General features: G+C 34.5%; 16 protein-coding genes. 12 read left to right on the top strand and 4 right to left on the bottom strand.

Translation table 11 applies throughout. From position 1 onward, the window contains the following. Nucleotides 1-104: 104 nt before the first annotated feature. Nucleotides 105-1,385 (top strand): fumarylacetoacetase, encoded by a 1,281-nt coding sequence (gene fahA, locus G3A46_RS06025; RefSeq protein ID WP_139855154.1) that lies wholly within the window; start codon nucleotides 105-107, stop codon nucleotides 1,383-1,385. Between the two features lie 154 nt (nucleotides 1,386-1,539). After that, nucleotides 1,540-2,721 (top strand): hypothetical protein, encoded by a 1,182-nt coding sequence (locus G3A46_RS06020; RefSeq protein WP_165147457.1) that lies wholly within the window; start codon nucleotides 1,540-1,542, stop codon nucleotides 2,719-2,721. A 29-nt stretch (nucleotides 2,722-2,750) separates the two neighbouring features. On the opposite strand, the gene ytxJ is transcribed toward G3A46_RS06020, so the two are convergent. Beyond that, nucleotides 2,751-3,143, bottom strand: a complete 393-nt coding sequence (gene ytxJ / locus G3A46_RS06015) for a bacillithiol system redox-active protein YtxJ (RefSeq protein ID WP_165147454.1) — start codon at nucleotides 3,141-3,143, stop codon at nucleotides 2,751-2,753. Between the two features lie 229 nt (nucleotides 3,144-3,372). Between ytxJ and clpB the strand changes: the two genes are divergently transcribed. Continuing rightward, nucleotides 3,373-5,973, top strand: coding sequence for an ATP-dependent chaperone ClpB (gene clpB / locus G3A46_RS06010; protein WP_165147451.1), 2,601 nt, complete (start codon nucleotides 3,373-3,375; stop codon nucleotides 5,971-5,973). A 53-nt stretch (nucleotides 5,974-6,026) separates the two neighbouring features. On the opposite strand, the gene G3A46_RS06005 is transcribed toward clpB, so the two are convergent. Continuing rightward, nucleotides 6,027-6,557 (bottom strand): hypothetical protein, encoded by a 531-nt coding sequence (locus tag G3A46_RS06005; protein ID WP_165147448.1) that lies wholly within the window; start codon nucleotides 6,555-6,557, stop codon nucleotides 6,027-6,029. A gap of 248 nt (nucleotides 6,558-6,805) precedes the next feature. After that, on the bottom strand, nucleotides 6,806-6,991 hold the full coding sequence (locus tag G3A46_RS06000) for a CsbD family protein (protein WP_165147445.1): 186 nt from the start codon (nucleotides 6,989-6,991) through the stop codon (nucleotides 6,806-6,808). Between the two features lie 157 nt (nucleotides 6,992-7,148). On the opposite strand from G3A46_RS06000, the gene G3A46_RS05995 reads away from it, so the two are divergent. The 5 genes from G3A46_RS05995 (at nucleotide 7,149) to G3A46_RS05975 (ending at nucleotide 12,321) form a co-directional block, all read left to right on the top strand. Beyond that, nucleotides 7,149-7,703, top strand: a complete 555-nt coding sequence (locus G3A46_RS05995; RefSeq protein ID WP_165147442.1) for a phosphoglycerate mutase family protein — start codon at nucleotides 7,149-7,151, stop codon at nucleotides 7,701-7,703. Nucleotides 7,704-7,769: 66 nt separating this feature from the next. Further along, a complete protein-coding gene (gene smpB, locus G3A46_RS05990) occupies nucleotides 7,770-8,237 on the top strand; it encodes an SsrA-binding protein SmpB (protein WP_165147439.1) in 468 nt (155 codons plus the stop codon). A 135-nt stretch (nucleotides 8,238-8,372) separates the two neighbouring features. Further along, nucleotides 8,373-10,856, top strand: coding sequence for a DUF5686 and carboxypeptidase regulatory-like domain-containing protein (locus tag G3A46_RS05985; protein ID WP_165147436.1), 2,484 nt, complete (start codon nucleotides 8,373-8,375; stop codon nucleotides 10,854-10,856). A 106-nt stretch (nucleotides 10,857-10,962) separates the two neighbouring features. Continuing rightward, nucleotides 10,963-11,736: a dienelactone hydrolase family protein gene (locus G3A46_RS05980; RefSeq protein WP_165147434.1), complete on the top strand. Its 774-nt coding sequence runs from the start codon at nucleotides 10,963-10,965 to the stop codon at nucleotides 11,734-11,736. A 66-nt stretch (nucleotides 11,737-11,802) separates the two neighbouring features. After that, the gene (locus G3A46_RS05975; protein WP_165147431.1) at nucleotides 11,803-12,321 is read left to right on the top strand and encodes a GNAT family N-acetyltransferase; all 519 of its coding nucleotides are present in this window, start codon (nucleotides 11,803-11,805) and stop codon (nucleotides 12,319-12,321) included. Here the strand turns inward: G3A46_RS05975 and G3A46_RS05970 are convergent. After that, nucleotides 12,318-12,959 carry a protein-L-isoaspartate(D-aspartate) O-methyltransferase gene (locus G3A46_RS05970; RefSeq protein WP_165147428.1) on the bottom strand — a complete coding sequence of 214 codons (642 nt, stop codon included), beginning with the start codon at nucleotides 12,957-12,959 and terminating at the stop codon, nucleotides 12,318-12,320. The genes G3A46_RS05975 and G3A46_RS05970 overlap by 4 nt on opposite strands. Before the next feature lie 326 nt (nucleotides 12,960-13,285). Between G3A46_RS05970 and G3A46_RS05965 the strand changes: the two genes are divergently transcribed. Genes G3A46_RS05965 through G3A46_RS05950 form a run of 4 tightly spaced genes read left to right on the top strand, consistent with a single transcriptional unit; the run spans nucleotide 13,286 to nucleotide 17,171 of the window. Further along, nucleotides 13,286-14,254 carry a Gfo/Idh/MocA family oxidoreductase gene (locus tag G3A46_RS05965; RefSeq protein ID WP_165147425.1) on the top strand — a complete coding sequence of 323 codons (969 nt, stop codon included), beginning with the start codon at nucleotides 13,286-13,288 and terminating at the stop codon, nucleotides 14,252-14,254. Between the two features lie 43 nt (nucleotides 14,255-14,297). Beyond that, the gene (locus G3A46_RS05960; RefSeq protein WP_165147422.1) at nucleotides 14,298-15,188 is read left to right on the top strand and encodes a 3-hydroxybutyryl-CoA dehydrogenase; all 891 of its coding nucleotides are present in this window, start codon (nucleotides 14,298-14,300) and stop codon (nucleotides 15,186-15,188) included. Between the two features lie 46 nt (nucleotides 15,189-15,234). Beyond that, the gene (locus G3A46_RS05955) at nucleotides 15,235-16,473 is read left to right on the top strand and encodes a DUF1015 domain-containing protein (protein WP_165147419.1); all 1,239 of its coding nucleotides are present in this window, start codon (nucleotides 15,235-15,237) and stop codon (nucleotides 16,471-16,473) included. A gap of 44 nt (nucleotides 16,474-16,517) precedes the next feature. Next, nucleotides 16,518-17,171, top strand: coding sequence for a YggS family pyridoxal phosphate-dependent enzyme (locus G3A46_RS05950; protein ID WP_165147416.1), 654 nt, complete (start codon nucleotides 16,518-16,520; stop codon nucleotides 17,169-17,171). Nucleotides 17,172-17,183: the final 12 nt, after the last annotated feature.

The raw sequence follows: 17,183 nt of genomic DNA, 5'->3' as shown, positions 1-17,183 counted from the left end.
CATAAGTTACAAACTATTCTTATTCCATAATTAATTCCTTGAATTTCAGTAATTCGAATAATTTTTACTTAGTTTTATTTCACAACTATAAAAGATATTAAAAAATGCCTATAACAGCTAATGACCCTAATCGAAAAACCTGGCTCGAAACTAATCCAGATACAGATTTTCCAATTCAAAATATCCCTTTTGGCGTTTTCTTAACCAGAGATGATATTATTACTATCGGCACCCGTATAGGAGACTATGCTATAGACCTAGGTGCTTTACATCAATTAGGCTATTTCAAAGGAATTGACCTTACTGATGATATTTTTCTTCAAGACACATTAAATGATTTTATAAGTGATGGAAGAAAAACTTGGCGTTTGGTACGTAACCGAATTGCCGATATTTTCGACAAAGAAAATCCCGAGCTTCGCGATAATGAAAATCACAGAAAGCACATTCTATTTACTATGGATGAAATAGAAATGCAGCTTCCTGTACAAGTAGGAGATTACACCGATTTTTATTCAAGTAAAGAACACGCAACAAATGTGGGAACGATGTTTCGCGGAAAAGAAAATGCTTTAATGCCAAACTGGCTTCACATCCCTGTTGGATACCACGGAAGAAGCTCGTCTATTATACCTAGTGGAATTAATGCCCGTAGACCTTGGGGACAAACTATGCCTGAAGGAGCTACCGAACCTGTTTTTGGTCCGTCAAAACTAGTTGATTTTGAGCTTGAAATGGCTTTTATCACTACTGATGCCAATGCTTTAGGTGAGCCAATTCCTGTAAATGAAGCTGAAGATTACATTTTCGGATTAGTACTTTTTAACGATTGGAGTGCTCGTGATATTCAAAAGTGGGAATATGTTCCCCTTGGACCATTCTTAGCGAAAAACTTCGCTTCTTCTATATCACCTTGGATTGTAACTTTAGATGCACTTCAACCTTATAAAGTAGAAGGTCCTAAACCTGAAAGAGAACAGCTACCTTATCTTCAGTATAAAGGAAAGAAAAGCTACGACATCAACCTTGAAGTTTATATCGCTCCAGAAAATGCAGCTGAAACAAAAGTTTCTACTTCCAACTTTAAATATATGTATTGGAATATGGCTCAGCAACTTGCGCATCATACTGTAAATGGATGTAATGTAAATAGCGGTGATATGATGGGAAGCGGAACTATTTCTGGACCAACTCCAGATTCTTATGGTTCAATGCTAGAGCTTACTTGGCGCGGTGCTAAACCTATCACTCTTTCAGATGGTACGGAAAGAAAATTCATAAACGATAACGACACCGTAATTTTAAGAGGATACTGTAAAAATGACAAAGTACGTATTGGCTTTGGTGAATGTAGAACAAAACTACTTCCAGCGATAAAGCAATAAAAATTCAATTTTATTAAACCACGGAAACGCTAAAATAATAATATATTAGTGTTTTCGTGGTTTTTTTATTTACTCCAATTATATACTATTAAGTATTTATCTAAAAATTGGTACTACTATTGTATTTTAGCTTTCACAACTAATCCAAATTATTATGAAAGCTTATTACATTCTTTTATTTACAGCACTTTTAAGTTTTTCTTGTAATAGCGTAAAACGAACTGAGAGATTTGTTTCTCAAGGGAATTACGATGAAGCTATAAATCTTGCGGTTAAAAAACTTCAAAAAGATAAAACTGCTAAAGAATTCGACACACACATCAAACTTTTAGAAGTTGCATTTTTAAAAGCTACGGATAGGGACTTGCGTGAAATTGAGTTTCTCAAAAAAGATAAATCAACTTCAAGTGCTAAAAAAGTTTACTACACATACCTAGACCTAAAAGATCGCCAAAATAAAATCCGCCCCCTCCTACCGCTACACAGTCTTGAAATGGGACGGAAAGCAAACTTCGTTTTTTCCGATTATTCAAATGAAATACTCAATTCAAAAGAAAATTATCTAAAAGCTCTATATCAAGAAGCTCAATTATATTTAAATAGTAATTTGAAAAAAGATTTCCGTAGTGCGTTCAATGTTTTGTGTGAAATAGACGAAGTGCAACCAAATTATCGGGACGTAAAAAAACTAAAAGAAGATGCTCATTTTTATGGGACCGATTTCGTTTTAGTTGAATTAAACAATCACACAGGACAATTAATCCCATTTAGATTGGAACAAGATTTATTAGATTTCAACACCTACGACTTAAATGAATTTTGGAAAGAATATCACGGAAAACCTGAGCAAGGTATTAACTACGATCTAGGTATAGATCTGAATTTTCAAACAATTCAAATTTCTCCTGAACGTATTTCAGAAAAACAATTCACTAGAAAAGAACGTGTAAAGGATGGTTACGACTACAGATATGACAGAGGTGGAAATATTATAAAAGACAGCCTTGGCAACCCAATAAAAGTCGATAAGTTTAAAGATGTTTCGGCCTTAGTAACTATTACCACGCAACAGAAAAGTGTGTTTGTTGGAGGTGAAGTAGTCTATAAAGACTTAAACAAAAGAAGGAGGTTAAAAAACTTCCCTCTTTCAGCAGAATTTATTTTTGAAAATGTGTTTTTAAAATACCGTGGAAACAAACGTGCATTATCTAATGAAGACATGCAACTTCTAACCAATCATTTTATAATTTTCCCAAGCAACGAACAAATGGTTTTTGATGCTGGTACAGTTATAAAGGAAAATTTCAGGGAAATTCTAATAAACAACCCATTTTAAATAAAGTAGTTGAAAGTACTAATCTATAGCTAAACAAATTTTGTGAGGTCAGCAGCATCAATTCCGTTATGCGAATCGTGGTGCACCACTACCCCATCTTTAATTACAATAAGCTGTGGGCTTTCGTGGTTTACTTTAAAACGTGTTGCTATTTCATTTGAAATATCGCGATTTTGCAACAAATCAAGAAAATACAATTTTAGCTGATCGTCATTTAAGCTATAATTTTTTTCGAACATCTTTAGGACGCCACGACTCACACCACAACGGGTAGAGTGTTTAAAAATTGCAACTGGTTTTGTTTTAGACTGTGCTACTAAATCGTCTAACTGCTCTATTTTACCTAAAACGTGCCAAGGAGTTTCTACTATTTCCTCTTTAGCAGCATCTCTTGGTGATTTAAACATATCAAAAAGTCCCATAATAATTTCTTTTATACAAAGCTACAAGTTCTATTGTCATAAATATCTAAATGAAATGATAAAAGCTAAAAACAACAGTCATAATGTCTGTTAAATAGCTGATTATTACAGACATTTTGTCTTAATTTTATAATGGCTTTGTATTTGTAATTCGACTAAGCACAATGACTTTCGCTCTTTAAACGAAGCCGAAAGAAATAAACAAAAAGCAAAAAAAAGAATATTATATATGAACTTTAACGATTTTACCATAAAAAGCCAGGAGGCCATCCAAAAAGCGCAGCAAATTGCCCAGGGATTTGGCCATCAGCAAATTGAAAACGAACACATACTCAAAGCTATATTTGAGGTGGATGAAAATGCCACACCATTCATTTTAAAAAAATTAAATGTAAACCTTGTTACCCTTAAACAGATTTTAGAAAAGCAACTAGAAAGCTTCCCTAAAGTTTCTGGTGGTGATATTATGCTTTCACGTGAAGCCAATAAAGCTGTACTTGAAGCGAGCAATATTGCTAAAAAAATGGGCGATGAATTTGTTTCTATTGAACATCTTCTTTTGGCGATTTTAAATTCTAAAAGTGCTATTGCCCAAAGTCTAAAAGACCAAGGAGTAACCGAAAAAGGGATGAAAGCTGCTATTCAGGAGTTACGAGGTGGCGAAAAAGTAACTTCACAAAGTGCTGAAGAAACCTATAATTCATTAAACAAATACGCTAAAAACCTCAACCAACTAGCTCGTGATGGCAAGATGGATCCAGTAATTGGTCGTGATGAAGAGATAAGAAGAATTCTTCAAATTCTCTCTAGAAGAACAAAAAACAACCCAATGCTTGTTGGAGAACCAGGAACTGGTAAAACTGCAATTGCAGAGGGTCTTGCTCACAGAATAGTGGACGGGGATGTACCTGAAAATTTAAAAACTAAAGAGATTTATTCATTAGATATGGGTGCGTTAATCGCCGGAGCCAAATACAAAGGGGAGTTCGAAGAGCGATTAAAAGCTGTTATTAAGGAAGTAACTTCAAGCGAAGGAGACATTGTTCTTTTTATCGACGAGATACACACCCTAGTTGGTGCTGGAGGTGGACAAGGTGCAATGGATGCCGCAAACATCTTAAAACCAGCATTAGCCCGTGGTGAATTACGCGCAATAGGAGCAACAACGCTTGATGAATACCAAAAGTATTTTGAAAAAGACAAAGCCTTAGAGCGTCGATTCCAAAGAGTTGTTGTAGATGAACCAGATACTGAAAGTGCTATTTCAATATTACGAGGAATTAAAGAAAAGTACGAAACACACCATAAGGTACGTATTAAAGACGAAGCAATTATTGCTGCCGTTGAACTTTCAGAAAGATATATTACAAACCGTTTCCTTCCAGACAAAGCCATTGACTTAATGGACGAAGCAGCTAGTAAACTTAGAATGGAAATCAACTCTAAGCCTGAGGAACTAGATGTTTTAGACAGAAAGATAATGCAACTTGAGATCGAAATTGAAGCGATAAAACGTGAAAACGACGAAGTTAAGTTGAAGTCTCTACATTCAGAATTAGCCAATTTAAAAGAAGAACGAAATGAACTTAATGCAAAGTGGCAAAGTGAGAAAGAAGTAGTAGATAATGTTCAGAATCTGAAAAAGGAAATTGAAGAGTATAAGCTAGAAGCTGAACGCGCTGAACGAGATGGCGATTTTGGAAAAGTAGCAGAGCTTCGTTATGGAAAAATTAAAGAAGCCCAAGAAAAGCTTACCAAACTTGAAACGCAACTAGCGGAAAACGACGAAAGCACATCTTTAATTAAAGAAGAAGTTAATAGAGAAGATATTGCTGAAGTTGTTGCAAAATGGACTGGAGTTCCAGTTACCAAAATGCTTCAAAGTGAACGTGAAAAACTATTAGTATTAGAAGATGAGCTTCACAAACGAGTAGTTGGTCAACACGAAGCAATAGTTGCAGTAAGTGACGCTATTAGAAGAAGCCGCGCAGGATTGCAGGACGAAAAAAAACCAATTGGTAGTTTCTTATTTTTAGGAACAACTGGTGTAGGTAAAACCGAGCTTGCTAAAGCCTTAGCTGAATATCTATTCGATGATGAAAGTGCTATGACGCGAATTGATATGAGTGAGTATCAGGAGAGACACAGTGTGAGCCGTTTAGTTGGTGCACCTCCAGGATATGTGGGATATGACGAAGGTGGGCAATTAACCGAAGCTGTACGTCGTAAACCTTATAGTGTGGTGTTGCTAGACGAAATTGAAAAAGCACACCCTGATACCTTCAATATTCTATTGCAGGTTTTAGATGAAGGTAGGTTGACAGACAACAAAGGACGATTAGCAGATTTCAAAAACACCATTATTATTATGACTAGTAATATGGGTAGTCAGATTATTCAAGAGCGTTTTGAAGCGGTGAAAGATCCGGATACTGCAATGGAAGGTGCTAAAACTGAAGTATTAGCATTACTAAAACAAACAGTTCGTCCAGAATTCTTAAACCGAATTGACGACATTATAATGTTTACACCACTTTCAAGAACAGACATCCGCAAAATTGTGGAGCTTCAATTGAAGGGTGTGTCTAAAATGTTGCTGAAACAAAATATTGTTTTGGATGCAACACCTGAAGCTATCGATTATTTAGCTGAGAAAGGTTACGACCCTCAATTTGGAGCAAGACCAGTAAAGAGAGTTGTACAACGAGAAGTGCTTAACGAGCTATCGAAAGAAATTCTCGCAGGAAAAATAACTACAGAAAGTATTATACTGCTAGATAGTTTTAATGATAATCTTGTGTTTAGAAACCAAGAGACTTTAGTAGAATAATTTAGTTTTTCTATTCTATGAAAATCCCCCAAGCAAAAGTTTGGGGGATTTTTTTATCTAGTTTTAAGTTTTACATGAAGTTCATACTCGCCCTCAGCCAATCCATCTGCTCCTGTCACACCAATTACCACTTGGAAAGGATTTGCAATAGCCGTTAAATTTTTTACTGTACGTGTATGATTCTGAGTTCTTCCTCTTTTTTTATAATCCCATTTATGTTCAGCTTCACAACTCACGCAACCGTTTAAATTAGGTACAATATTTTTCTCCGAAACTGTTCCAACTTGATATGCGTAAATACTAAAATTAGCTCTACGATTTTTAGGAACCACCGTTACTTCCATTTCGGAATAAGCTGGTAAATCGGTATAATACAACACATGATTTCCTGTAAATTTATTTTTTTGCGTTTCTGGGAAACATGCATTATTACTTTTCCACGCCCAAGATAAATCCTCCATAGGCTTACCTTGATTAAGGTTTCCTTTTAAAACACCATTGCCATTTTCAAAATATATAGGTTCTTGACTGTAAGATTGTAGCGAAATAAATAGAAACAAAAGTGTAAGTGGAAATATTTTCATTTTATTATTAATTTAAATGTTAGTCAAGTTTTAAAATTAAAATTTCTATAAAACTATTAACTAATTTATTCTTTAGTACGCTTATTTAGTGAACACCTACTTTTTATTTAGTGAATGAAAAATAAACGCCCAGAAGCAGCTCTGAATTTGTAGAAAAATTAGGTACAACAAAAAGCCCATCAAAATTTTAATATTGAATTTTGATGGGCCTGGCTTCAAATAAAGCAGTAACTATAGTTTAGAAATAACTACCACTTATCTATCAAGTCCTTTAATTGTTCTTTGGTTTTACCCGTTTTCTCTTGAAGGCGTCCAAGTAATTCATCAGACTTTCCTTCAGCGTACATTAAGTCATCATCGGTAATGTCTGCAAATTGTTGCTTAAACTTACCTTTTACTTGATTCCATTTTCCTTTAAACTGATCTTCGTTCATAGCTTTTTGATTTTAGTTTAATTAATTATTTTTTTTTGATACTTTAAAATTACATGTCTTCTCTGAGATTTTATATTAATGAAACCCTAAAGGTTCTTTGAATTAAGTTATAACTTTGCTAACAAGTCTTAAATGATGTTATTTAAAACACAACACTATGAAGCAATTTCTATTATTATTGATTTTCATGCCGCTTTTTACATTTTGCGGTCAACAAAAAGAAAAAAACATCGAGGAACAGTCTTCAGAAGAAAACAATGTAGTCGAAACCCCACTATATAAAGCAACATATTATTTAATTCGTCACGCCGAAAAGGATAGAACAGATCCTCAAAATGAAGATCCTAGTCTTAACATAGATGGAATGATGCGTGCAAAAAATTGGGCGAAATATTTCGAGACAATCAAAATTGACGAGATTTACGTAACTAAATACATTAGAACCAAGCAGACAGTCTCTTTTATTGCTCAGCAAAAAGCAATTTCTCCTAAAACTTACAACCCAAACACATTATACTCTGAAGACTTTCTAAAAGAAACCAATGGTAAAACTGTTATCATTTCGGGACACAGCAATACCACCCCTATGCTGGTAAATAAACTTATAGGAGAACAAAAGTTTAATGATATGGATGATAGCGATAATGCAACACTTTTTAAGGTATCTATCGATGGAAACAACCGAAACGTAGAAACTTTAAAAGTGGAATAAAATCTTCTTTTCGGATTTTATAATAAAATTTAGAAATTCTTCTTTATTCATTCTATTTTTGCATCTATGGCAATTCAGAAAAACGTAAAAATTAAAAATCGTAAAGCTAGGTTTGAGTATGAGATTCTCGATACTTTCACTGCAGGCATTGTTTTACGCGGAACCGAAATAAAAGCCATCCGAGAAGGTAAGGCCTCGATTGCTGAAAGCTTTTGTGAATTCAATAGTAAAGGCGAACTCTTTGTGATAAACATGACTATTCAAGAATATAGCCACGCCACACATTACAACCACAGCCCTAAAAGTGAACGTAAACTTCTTCTTAATCGAAGTGAATTAAAGAAACTTGAAAAAGAAGTTAAAAACTCTGGGTTAACCATTATACCATTAGTACTTTTCACTAATAACAAAGGTTTAGCTAAAATGGATGTCGCTCTTGCTCGAGGTAAAAAACTATACGACAAAAGGGAAACCATAAAAGAAAGAGATACCAAAAAACAACTCAGCAGAATTAAGAAATCATTTAATAATTAGTTGTTTTCCCAGTTTTAGCATCTTCGTATTCTTCTAACTAAAAGAAGTTTAGATTACATTATCCGATAACAATACTTTAGCAAGATGTAAACTTTTTTATTAGTATTTTGCAATAACTAATCTTCCAAAATACTGATGAAAATAAAATTACTTCTTCTAGTTTTCCTATTAATTTCAACAACTATTTCTGCTCAGATAGTAGGAAAAGTAACCGACACTAATGGTGAACCACTACCCTATGTGAATATTTATCTTCAAAATAGCTATATAGGAACTACAACAAATGACGACGGTAACTACTCTTTAAACGTATCTGATAAGAAAGAATACAAAGTTTCATTTCAGTTTTTAGGTTATAAAACGTTAACCAAAAATATCACGGCTACATCTTTTCCTTATATCTTAAACATTTCACTTGAAGAGGAAACAACAAGTTTAGAGGAAGTAGTTGTAGACACTTCAGAAGATCCCGCCTATCGCATTATTCGCAAGACAATTGAACAGCGTAAAGAAAACTTAGAAAAACTAAGCGAATACACTGCAGACTTCTATTCGAGAGGACTATGGCACGTGAAAGATGTTCCAGAGAAAATTTTCGGACAAGAAGTTGGTGATTTTGATGGGGCGCTAGACAGTACACGTACAGGAATAGTTTACCTATCGGAAACTATTTCAGAAATAGCCTATCAAAAACCTGACAAATTCACTGAAAAAATTATAGCAAGTAAAGTAAGCGGTAACGATAACGGATTTAGCTTCAACAGTGCGCAAAGTGCAAACATTTCGTTTTACGAAAATACGGTAGAACTAAATACTGCTCTTGTTTCGCCAATTGCAAATAATGCCTTAAGCTATTACAACTATAAACTCGATGGAGTTTTTTATGAAGGCACAAAGCTTATCAATAAAATTAAAGTTACACCTAAACGCCCTAAAGACCGAGTATGGCACGGATATCTTTATATAGTTGAAGATGATTGGCAACTTTACGGCGTAGAACTTTCTACTGCAGGAAGTGCAATTCAGATACCTTTTGTAAGTGATTTATTAATTAAACAAAATTATAAATACGACACCGATAATGATTTCTGGGTTAAACTTTCTCAAACTATCGATTTTGGGTTTGGCCTCTTAGGGATGAAAGGAGATGGCCGTTTTATTGCTGTTTATAGTAATTACGATTTTAAACCTGAATTCACTAAAAAGTCATTCACCAACGAAGTGCTTTCCTTTAAACCAGAAGCTAATAAAAAAGACAGTCTATTTTGGAAAGGAATTCGTCCAGTGCCACTTACGAATGAAGAACTTAAAGATTACATTAAGAAAGACAGCCTTCAAGTATTAAGAAGCTCGAAGAAATATTTAGATTCTATAGATGCTAAATCAAATAAACCTGGAGTAATGAGCCTATTAACCGGCTATACTTACAAAAACTCATACAACAAGTGGTCGGTGGGATACGAAGGGCCATTAAGAGGGATAAACTTCAACACTGTACAAGGTTGGAACAGTAAAGCTGGATTAACTTTCTTTAAATGGTACGACGATAACCAAACAAACACGCTATCGGCAGCCGTTAGAGCAGATTATGGAATTGCCGAAGACCGACTTCGATTTACAGCTGGCATTCTTAGAAACTTCAATTGGAAGAACAAGTTGCGTTTTTCACTCTCAGGAGGAAGCAAGGTTGCTCAGTTTAACGATGAGGAGCCTATTTCTCCACTAATAAACACCATAGCTACGCTTTTCTTTGAAAGAAATTATATGAAGCTTTACGAGCTTAATTACGGACGTCTAGCCTATAGTCAGGAAGTTTTTAACGGACTGCACTTATATGCATCTGTTGCTTATGAAAACCGTCAACCGCTCTTTAACAATACCGACTATGTTACAATTCCGAATAAGGATGTAAATTACACAAGTAATAATCCGCTATCTCCAAACGACTTCACCAATGCGGCAATTTCAGAACACAACATTGTAAAGAGTAAGTTACGAGCTCGAATTAATTTCGCTCAAAAGTATTTTTCAAATCCTGATATGAAGTTTAATATTGGTGATAATAAATTTCCTGAACTTAATATTTCAGTAGAAAATGGAACCACTATTACTGAAAGCTACTACGATTATACTCACTTAGAAGCGAGTTTAAATCAATCAATATCTTTAGGAAATAAAGGTCAATTTTATTACAATTTAAAAGGAGGAACCATTGCAAACGGTGAAGGAATTTCATTTATAGATTACAAACATTTCAACGGAAATCAAACAAGAGTGGGCACTTCGCCAAATTATACTAATGTTTTCAACCTAATGCCCTATTACGAATTCAGCACCAATAAAAGTTATTTTGAAGGGCATTTAGAACACGACTTCCGCGGATGGATTTTAGGTAAAATTCCAGGAATAAATCAGCTAAACCTCAACTTAGTGGCAGGAGCACATTTTTTAAGTACCGAAGAAAGAAAGCCTTATTCCGAAGTTTCAATCGGTATCGACAATCTCGGTTTTGGAAAATTTAGACTCCTCCGCGTAGATTATGTTCGCTCCTATTACAACGGTAGTAGTGAAGGCGCTTTCATTTTTGGTTTGAAATTTATAGACCTTTTAAGGCTATAAGCTTATAAAACACCTCAGTCATTATTAGCTTATTAGCTCTTTTGTAATTATATTTCATTGTAATGAAATTGACAATAGCGAGATTCTATTCTTTAAAAAATAAAAGATGAAAATTATATTTAAACTCCTGCTCATATTTTCGCTTTTTACAAGCTGTATCCCAATGCAGAAAGTACCAAAAGGTGCGAAAATGACCGATTTTTTTCATTTTCAAAAAGCTGATAATTACGATGCTTCCAAATGGGCTGTTTTCCTACCTGGAACTGGAGGTTTGAGGATTTTCAAAGACACTACGCACTATTTTAACGTAGCTAAAAAACTTAATGCAGAAGGAATTTCTGTTTTATTGGTCGATAACGTTGCAGCTTATAAGGCATCCAAAAGAAATGTTGACGAAGAAGAGCCCTCTCAAATACTTTGGACTCTAGAACAAGCTTTAAAATGGGCTAAAGAGAGTGAAAGAATCAATCCAAACTCCAAGGGAAGCATTGTAGGTTGGTCACGCGCTGGCTTAGGCTTAATTCCTTTGGCAAATGACAAAGCGCAACTAGGGAAATTTCATATTAAGTCAATTGCAATGTTCTATCCTGCAAATGGCTATGAGTTGAAGTTAAAACCAAAGGTTCCAGTTCTCATTATGACGGGAGGAAGAGATAAAATTGTAAAAATTGACGATATTCTTGAGCACATGATTGCCGAGAATGTAAACATTCAAGTTTATGATGAAGCCTATCACGGATATGATGTTGAAAGTTTAAAGAAAGGCAAGTATTACAGAATCATTCCATTTATCAGTAAAAAACACTATTTATTAAAATACAATCAACAAGCCGCAAATGAATCTTTTGAGGAGTTGATTGAGTTTTTAAAAAAGCAATGATTACATATACTCACTTTGAATGTAAATTCATTTCAAAAACAAAGTTCATAATATAGATAAGCACTTATGGCCATCCCTTTCCCTATTCTTAAAACTGAACGTTTGCATCTACGTAAGATAAATCTTTCGGATGTAGATCGAATTCATTATTTCCGTTCAGATGAAGAAATCACAAAATTCATTAAAAGATCGGAGCCGCAAACTTTTGAAACGGCGGTGGCACATATTAAAAATATTAGCAGCCAATTAAAGAAAAATCAGTCCATAACTTGGGGGATAACTTTACAAGATTCAACAGAATTAATTGGCTCGATTTGTCTTTGGAATTTTTCAGAAGATAAAAAAACTGCAGAGGTTGGTTACGACCTAGATCCTAAATTTCAAGGCAAAGGATTTATGAGTGAAGCCCTAAAAGCAGTATTAAATTATGGCTTCACCCAAAGAGGTTTTGAAACTATTGTTGCTTACACAGATTACAGAAATATTCCGTCAAAAAACCTATTAAAACGCTTTGGATTTATTCCAAGTTGCACTTTAAAAGACACTGATAACCAAAACAATGAAGTGTTTTACTTAAACCGTTAGTTCTTGTCCTCTAGGAGAGGTACAAATCGGAATTCTCCGTGCTCTTCTTTCACAAATTCAGTCTCAGATTTACGAGTAAACACCGTCATTATCTGAACATTTTCACCTACAGGAATCACTAATTTCCCTCCAATTTTCAGCTGAGCTAATAAAGGATTTGGCACAAAAGGTGCACCTGCGGTAACTATAATTCCGTCATAAGGAGCTTCCTCTTCTAACCCAATATACCCATCTCCAAAAATCATTCGCTTTGGTTTATAACCTAATTTCGGAAGAAATAATTTAGTCTTTTTAAAGAGTTCGTTTTGCCTTTCAATGGTAAAAAGAGTCACCCCTAATTCTAAAAGCACGGCAGATTGATATCCGCTTCCAGTTCCAATTTCAAGAATTTTATCTCCCCTTTTAACTTCTAAAAGTTCTGTTTGTCTAGCTACAGTATAAGGTTGAGAAATAGTTTGATCTGCCGCAATAGGAAAAGCTTTATCGGTATAGGCGTGATCTACAAAACTAGAATCCATAAAGAGATGCCTTGGAATCTTACCTATAGCCTGCAGAACATTATTATTTACAATTCCTTTCTTTTTAAGAGTTTCAACAAGCCTCTTGCGCATTCCTTGATGAGTAAAGGTATCTTTCACTTTATTAGATTTTAGTTCCGAAGAATTCGGGATAGACAATTACGTTACAAAGTAACCAAATAAGCTTTATAAGCCTTAATTTGCGAGGACCAAATTCCAAAATATATTTCAATATTCAAAAACCAAATTCCCTTCACAACTACTAAAAAAGGCCAACTTAATGATTTTCATTGCCTGAACTTACAATTAAACTTATCAACATATAAAATCATAGTCTCGGCTCATAAAGTTCAAAATTTTAAAACACTTAAACTACTCAACTTTTAACCCCTTCAACTTTTAAACTTTCCCTTGAAAACCCTTACATTTGTGAAAAACACACGTCAATGTTAAAAGCTGGAGTTCTAGGTGCTGGACACTTAGGAAAAATACACTTAAAACTACTGCAACAATCATCAAAATACGAACTTGTTGGTTTTTACGATGCAGATAAACAAGCTTCCGAAAAAATAGAATCTGAGTTCGGCTATAAAAGTTTTCCAACTATGGAAAGCCTTATAGATGCTAGTGAAATGGTTGTGGTAGTAACACCTACAAGCACACATTTTGAATGTGCTAAAAAAGTTCTTAAAGCTAAAAAACATCTTTTTATTGAAAAACCTATCACAGAAACCGTTGCGCAAGCAGAGGAAATTCGTGATTTAGCTAAAGAGATGAAAGTTCGAGGTCAGGTTGGACAAGTTGAACGTTTTAACCCTGCATTTCAAGCTATAAAAGACAACATCCACAACCCGATGTTTATTGAATCGCACAGACTGTCAGAATTTAACCCTCGCGGAACCGACGTTTCTGTAGTTTTAGACTTAATGATTCACGACATAGACGCTATTTTAAGCGTAGTAAAAAGCCCTGTTAAAACGGTAAGTGCAAGTGGAGTTTCGGTAATTAGCGAAACACCAGATATTGCAAATGCAAGAATTGAGTTTGAAAACGGTTGTGTAGCAAATTTAACAGCCAGTAGAATTTCACTCAAAAAAATGCGTAAAGCACGATTCTTTCAGCGTGATGCATATATTTCTGTAGATTTCTTAGAGAAGAAATGTGAAGTGGTGAAAATGAAAGAGGCAGCTACAGAACCTGATGATTACGCAATGATATTGACTAATGCAGAAGGCGTAAAAAAGCAGATTTATTTTGAAAACCCTCAGGTTGAAGAAAACAATGCTATTTTAGATGAACTTGAAAGTTTTTACGATGCTATTAAAGCAGATAGAACACCTGAAGTATCTTTAAAACAAGGTACTGAAGCATTGCGAGTAGCAATGTTGATTATAGAGAATTTCAAAAAAATATAGATAACATAAATTGATACACGAATTATAAATTCAAGATTTTAAAATGAAAAATATAGCAGTAATAGGTGCAGGAACAATGGGTAATGGTATCGCTCACACCTTCGCACAATTCGATTACAAAGTAAACCTAATTGATATTTCACAAGAATCTCTAGACAGAGGAATAGCAACTATCACCAAGAACTTGGATAGAATGGTTGCAAAAGATAAAATTTCAGAAGAGGATAAATCACGTACGCTTAACAACATTACAACTTTTACTGATTTAGAAAAAGGTGTAAAAGCAACAGACTTGGTTGTAGAGGCTGCTACAGAAAATGTAGATTTAAAACTTAAGATTTTCCGCGATTTAGAGAATTTTTGCGACGAGAATACTATACTAGCAAGTAATACATCTTCAATCTCAATCACTCAGATTGCTGCAGTAACTAAAAGACCTGAAAAAGTAATTGGTATGCACTTTATGAATCCAGTGCCGATTATGAAGTTGGTTGAAATTATTAAAGGATACAGCACTAGCCAAGAAACTTTCAAGGTTATTGAAGACCTTTCTAAAAAGTTAAACAAAGTTCCTGTTGAAGTTAACGATTATCCAGGCTTTGTGGCAAACCGTATTTTAATGCCAATGATTAATGAAGCCATCGAAACGCTTTACAATGGCGTAGCAGGCGTTAAGGAAATAGATACAGTTATGATGCTAGGAATGGCGCACCCTATGGGTCCTTTAGCTTTGGCCGATTTTATTGGTCTTGATGTTTGCCTTTCAATCTTAAACGTGATGTACGACGGATTTAAAAACCCTAAATATGCACCTTGTCCATTATTGGTGAATATGGTTATGGCTGGAAAGCTAGGAGCTAAAAGCGGGGAAGGATTTTACGACTATAGCGAAAACAGAAAAGCAGAAGTTGTTGCTGCTATGTTTTCAAAATAGCATTAAAACGATCTGCTAATTACAATCATTCATTGAATTTTAATAAATGGCCAAAATTATTCCCTTCAAAGCTGTTCGCCCAACTCGAGACAAAGTGAGTTTACTCGCCGCACGCTCGTATGAAAGCTATACAGCTTTGCAGGTAGAGTCGCGATTACGAGATAATCCATTTTCGTTTTTACATATTGTAAACCCAGGCTTTAGATATCACAAGGAGATTTCTGGAGAAGAACGTTATGGCTTGGTGAAAAATCGCTATTTAGAATTTAAAGAAGATGGTATTTTTATGCAGGACGAAAAGCCTTCCTTTTACATTTATAAAATTGTGAATCGTGATGGCTTAGTTTTCAATGGATTTGTGGGTGCAACTAGTGTTCAAGATTATGAAAACAACATAATTAAAAAGCACGAAGACACTCTTGAATACCGAGAAGTAGCTTTTAAAGAATATTTAAAAACTGTAGGATTTAATGCTGAAGCTGTACTCCTCACCTATCCAAATAATCAGGAGTTAACAGACATTAAAAAGTTGGTGATGCAAAACAGACCCGAGTATGAGTTTACAACAACATACCGAGACACGCATTACCTGTGGAATGTAGATGATGAGGAGCTTTTGAAAAAAATTCAGGAAATCTTTGAAAAAATTCCATCATTGTATATAGCAGACGGACATCACCGTTCGGCATCTTCTTATCTTTTAGCAAAAGATTTAAAAGAAGAAAATCCGCATCACACTGGAGAGGAGCCTTATAATTTTTTTATGAGTTACCTCATTCCTGAAAGCGATTTAAAAATATATGAATTCAATAGGTTGGTTAAAGACTTAAATGGATTGACAAAACAAGAGTTTTTAATAAAGCTCGATGAATATTTTAGAATCGAAAACCGAGGGATGGAATACTATAAACCATCTCAGGTGAATCATTTTAGTATGTATTTAGATGGGGAGTTTTATTCACTTCACCTTCGTAAAAGCAAATATAAAATCACAAATGCTCTTGATGCTTTAGATACTCATATTTTATATGTTACAATTTTAAATCCTATTTTAGGGATTGAAGATTTACGAAAAGACAAACGCATTGAATATTCACACGGTAAAAAAGATTTAGCTTACGTTAAAACGGTTGTAGATTCAGGGGAATTTGCTGTAGGTTTTGGTGTATTACCTGTTACCACAGAAGAAATGCGAAAAATAGCAGATGAAGGCTTTAAAATGCCCCCAAAAAGCACTTATATTGAACCGAAGCTTAGAAGCGGAGTTACGGTTTATGAATTCTAATTACAATTGAAATAAAGAGGGAAAGTTTAAGAAGAAAGAGAAAAATGATTTCAGAAAATTTAAAGAATTTAAAAAGTAAGTTACCTAACGATGTAACCTTAATTGCGGTTTCCAAAACAAAACCTGTATCAGATTTGATGCAAGCCTACAATGCAGGTCATAAAGTTTTTGGTGAAAATAAAGTTCAAGAAATGGAGTCTAAATGGCAAGAAATGCCAAAAGACATCCAATGGCATATGATTGGACATCTGCAACGCAACAAAGTAAAGTATATAGCTCCATTTGTAAGCTTAATTCACGCAGTTGACAGCCTAAGGCTTTTAAAAGAAATAAACAAACAAGCCAAAAGAAATGAAAGAGTCATTGAATGTTTGCTTCAAATAAAAATTGCAGAAGAAGACAGTAAATTTGGAATGGATATAGCCGATGCAGCTGCGCTACTAGCATCTGATGAATTAAAAAGTTTTAAAAATGTGAAAATTGTTGGTTTGATGGGAATGGCAACATTTACAGACGATGAAAAGCAAATTTCACAAGAGTTTCAGAGACTAAAAAAGGCCTTTGACCAATTCAAAATTGAAAATTCAGAATTGAAAATCTTGAGTATGGGAATGAGTGGTGACTACAAGATTGCAATCGAGAATGGCAGCAATATGGTGCGTGTAGGCAGTGCTATATTTGGCGAAAGAAACTATTAGCACAAAATTAAA

The sequence above is a fragment of the Aequorivita sp. KMM 9714 genome, from assembly GCF_011065475.1.
Lineage (GTDB): Bacteria > Bacteroidota > Bacteroidia > Flavobacteriales > Flavobacteriaceae > Aequorivita > Aequorivita sinensis.
This window is presented reverse-complemented; position numbering and strand designations above follow the sequence as displayed.

Coding starts and splice junctions, on each gene's coding strand:
- G3A46_RS06020 (WP_165147457.1), top strand. CDS start 1,540: ATGAAAGCTTATTACATTCTTTTATTTACAGCACTTTTAAGTTTTTCT.
- smpB (WP_165147439.1), top strand. CDS start 7,770: ATGGCAATTCAGAAAAACGTAAAAATTAAAAATCGTAAAGCTAGGTTT.
- G3A46_RS05975 (WP_165147431.1), top strand. CDS start 11,803: ATGGCCATCCCTTTCCCTATTCTTAAAACTGAACGTTTGCATCTACGT.
- G3A46_RS06005 (WP_165147448.1), bottom strand. CDS start 6,557: ATGAAAATATTTCCACTTACACTTTTGTTTCTATTTATTTCGCTACAA.
- ytxJ (WP_165147454.1), bottom strand. CDS start 3,143: ATGGGACTTTTTGATATGTTTAAATCACCAAGAGATGCTGCTAAAGAG.
- G3A46_RS05985 (WP_165147436.1), top strand. CDS start 8,373: ATGAAAATAAAATTACTTCTTCTAGTTTTCCTATTAATTTCAACAACT.
- G3A46_RS05955 (WP_165147419.1), top strand. CDS start 15,235: ATGGCCAAAATTATTCCCTTCAAAGCTGTTCGCCCAACTCGAGACAAA.
- G3A46_RS05965 (WP_165147425.1), top strand. CDS start 13,286: ATGTTAAAAGCTGGAGTTCTAGGTGCTGGACACTTAGGAAAAATACAC.
- clpB (WP_165147451.1), top strand. CDS start 3,373: ATGAACTTTAACGATTTTACCATAAAAAGCCAGGAGGCCATCCAAAAA.
- G3A46_RS05960 (WP_165147422.1), top strand. CDS start 14,298: ATGAAAAATATAGCAGTAATAGGTGCAGGAACAATGGGTAATGGTATC.
- G3A46_RS05950 (WP_165147416.1), top strand. CDS start 16,518: ATGATTTCAGAAAATTTAAAGAATTTAAAAAGTAAGTTACCTAACGAT.
- G3A46_RS05995 (WP_165147442.1), top strand. CDS start 7,149: ATGAAGCAATTTCTATTATTATTGATTTTCATGCCGCTTTTTACATTT.
- G3A46_RS05980 (WP_165147434.1), top strand. CDS start 10,963: ATGAAAATTATATTTAAACTCCTGCTCATATTTTCGCTTTTTACAAGC.
- fahA (WP_139855154.1), top strand. CDS start 105: ATGCCTATAACAGCTAATGACCCTAATCGAAAAACCTGGCTCGAAACT.
- G3A46_RS06000 (WP_165147445.1), bottom strand. CDS start 6,991: ATGAACGAAGATCAGTTTAAAGGAAAATGGAATCAAGTAAAAGGTAAG.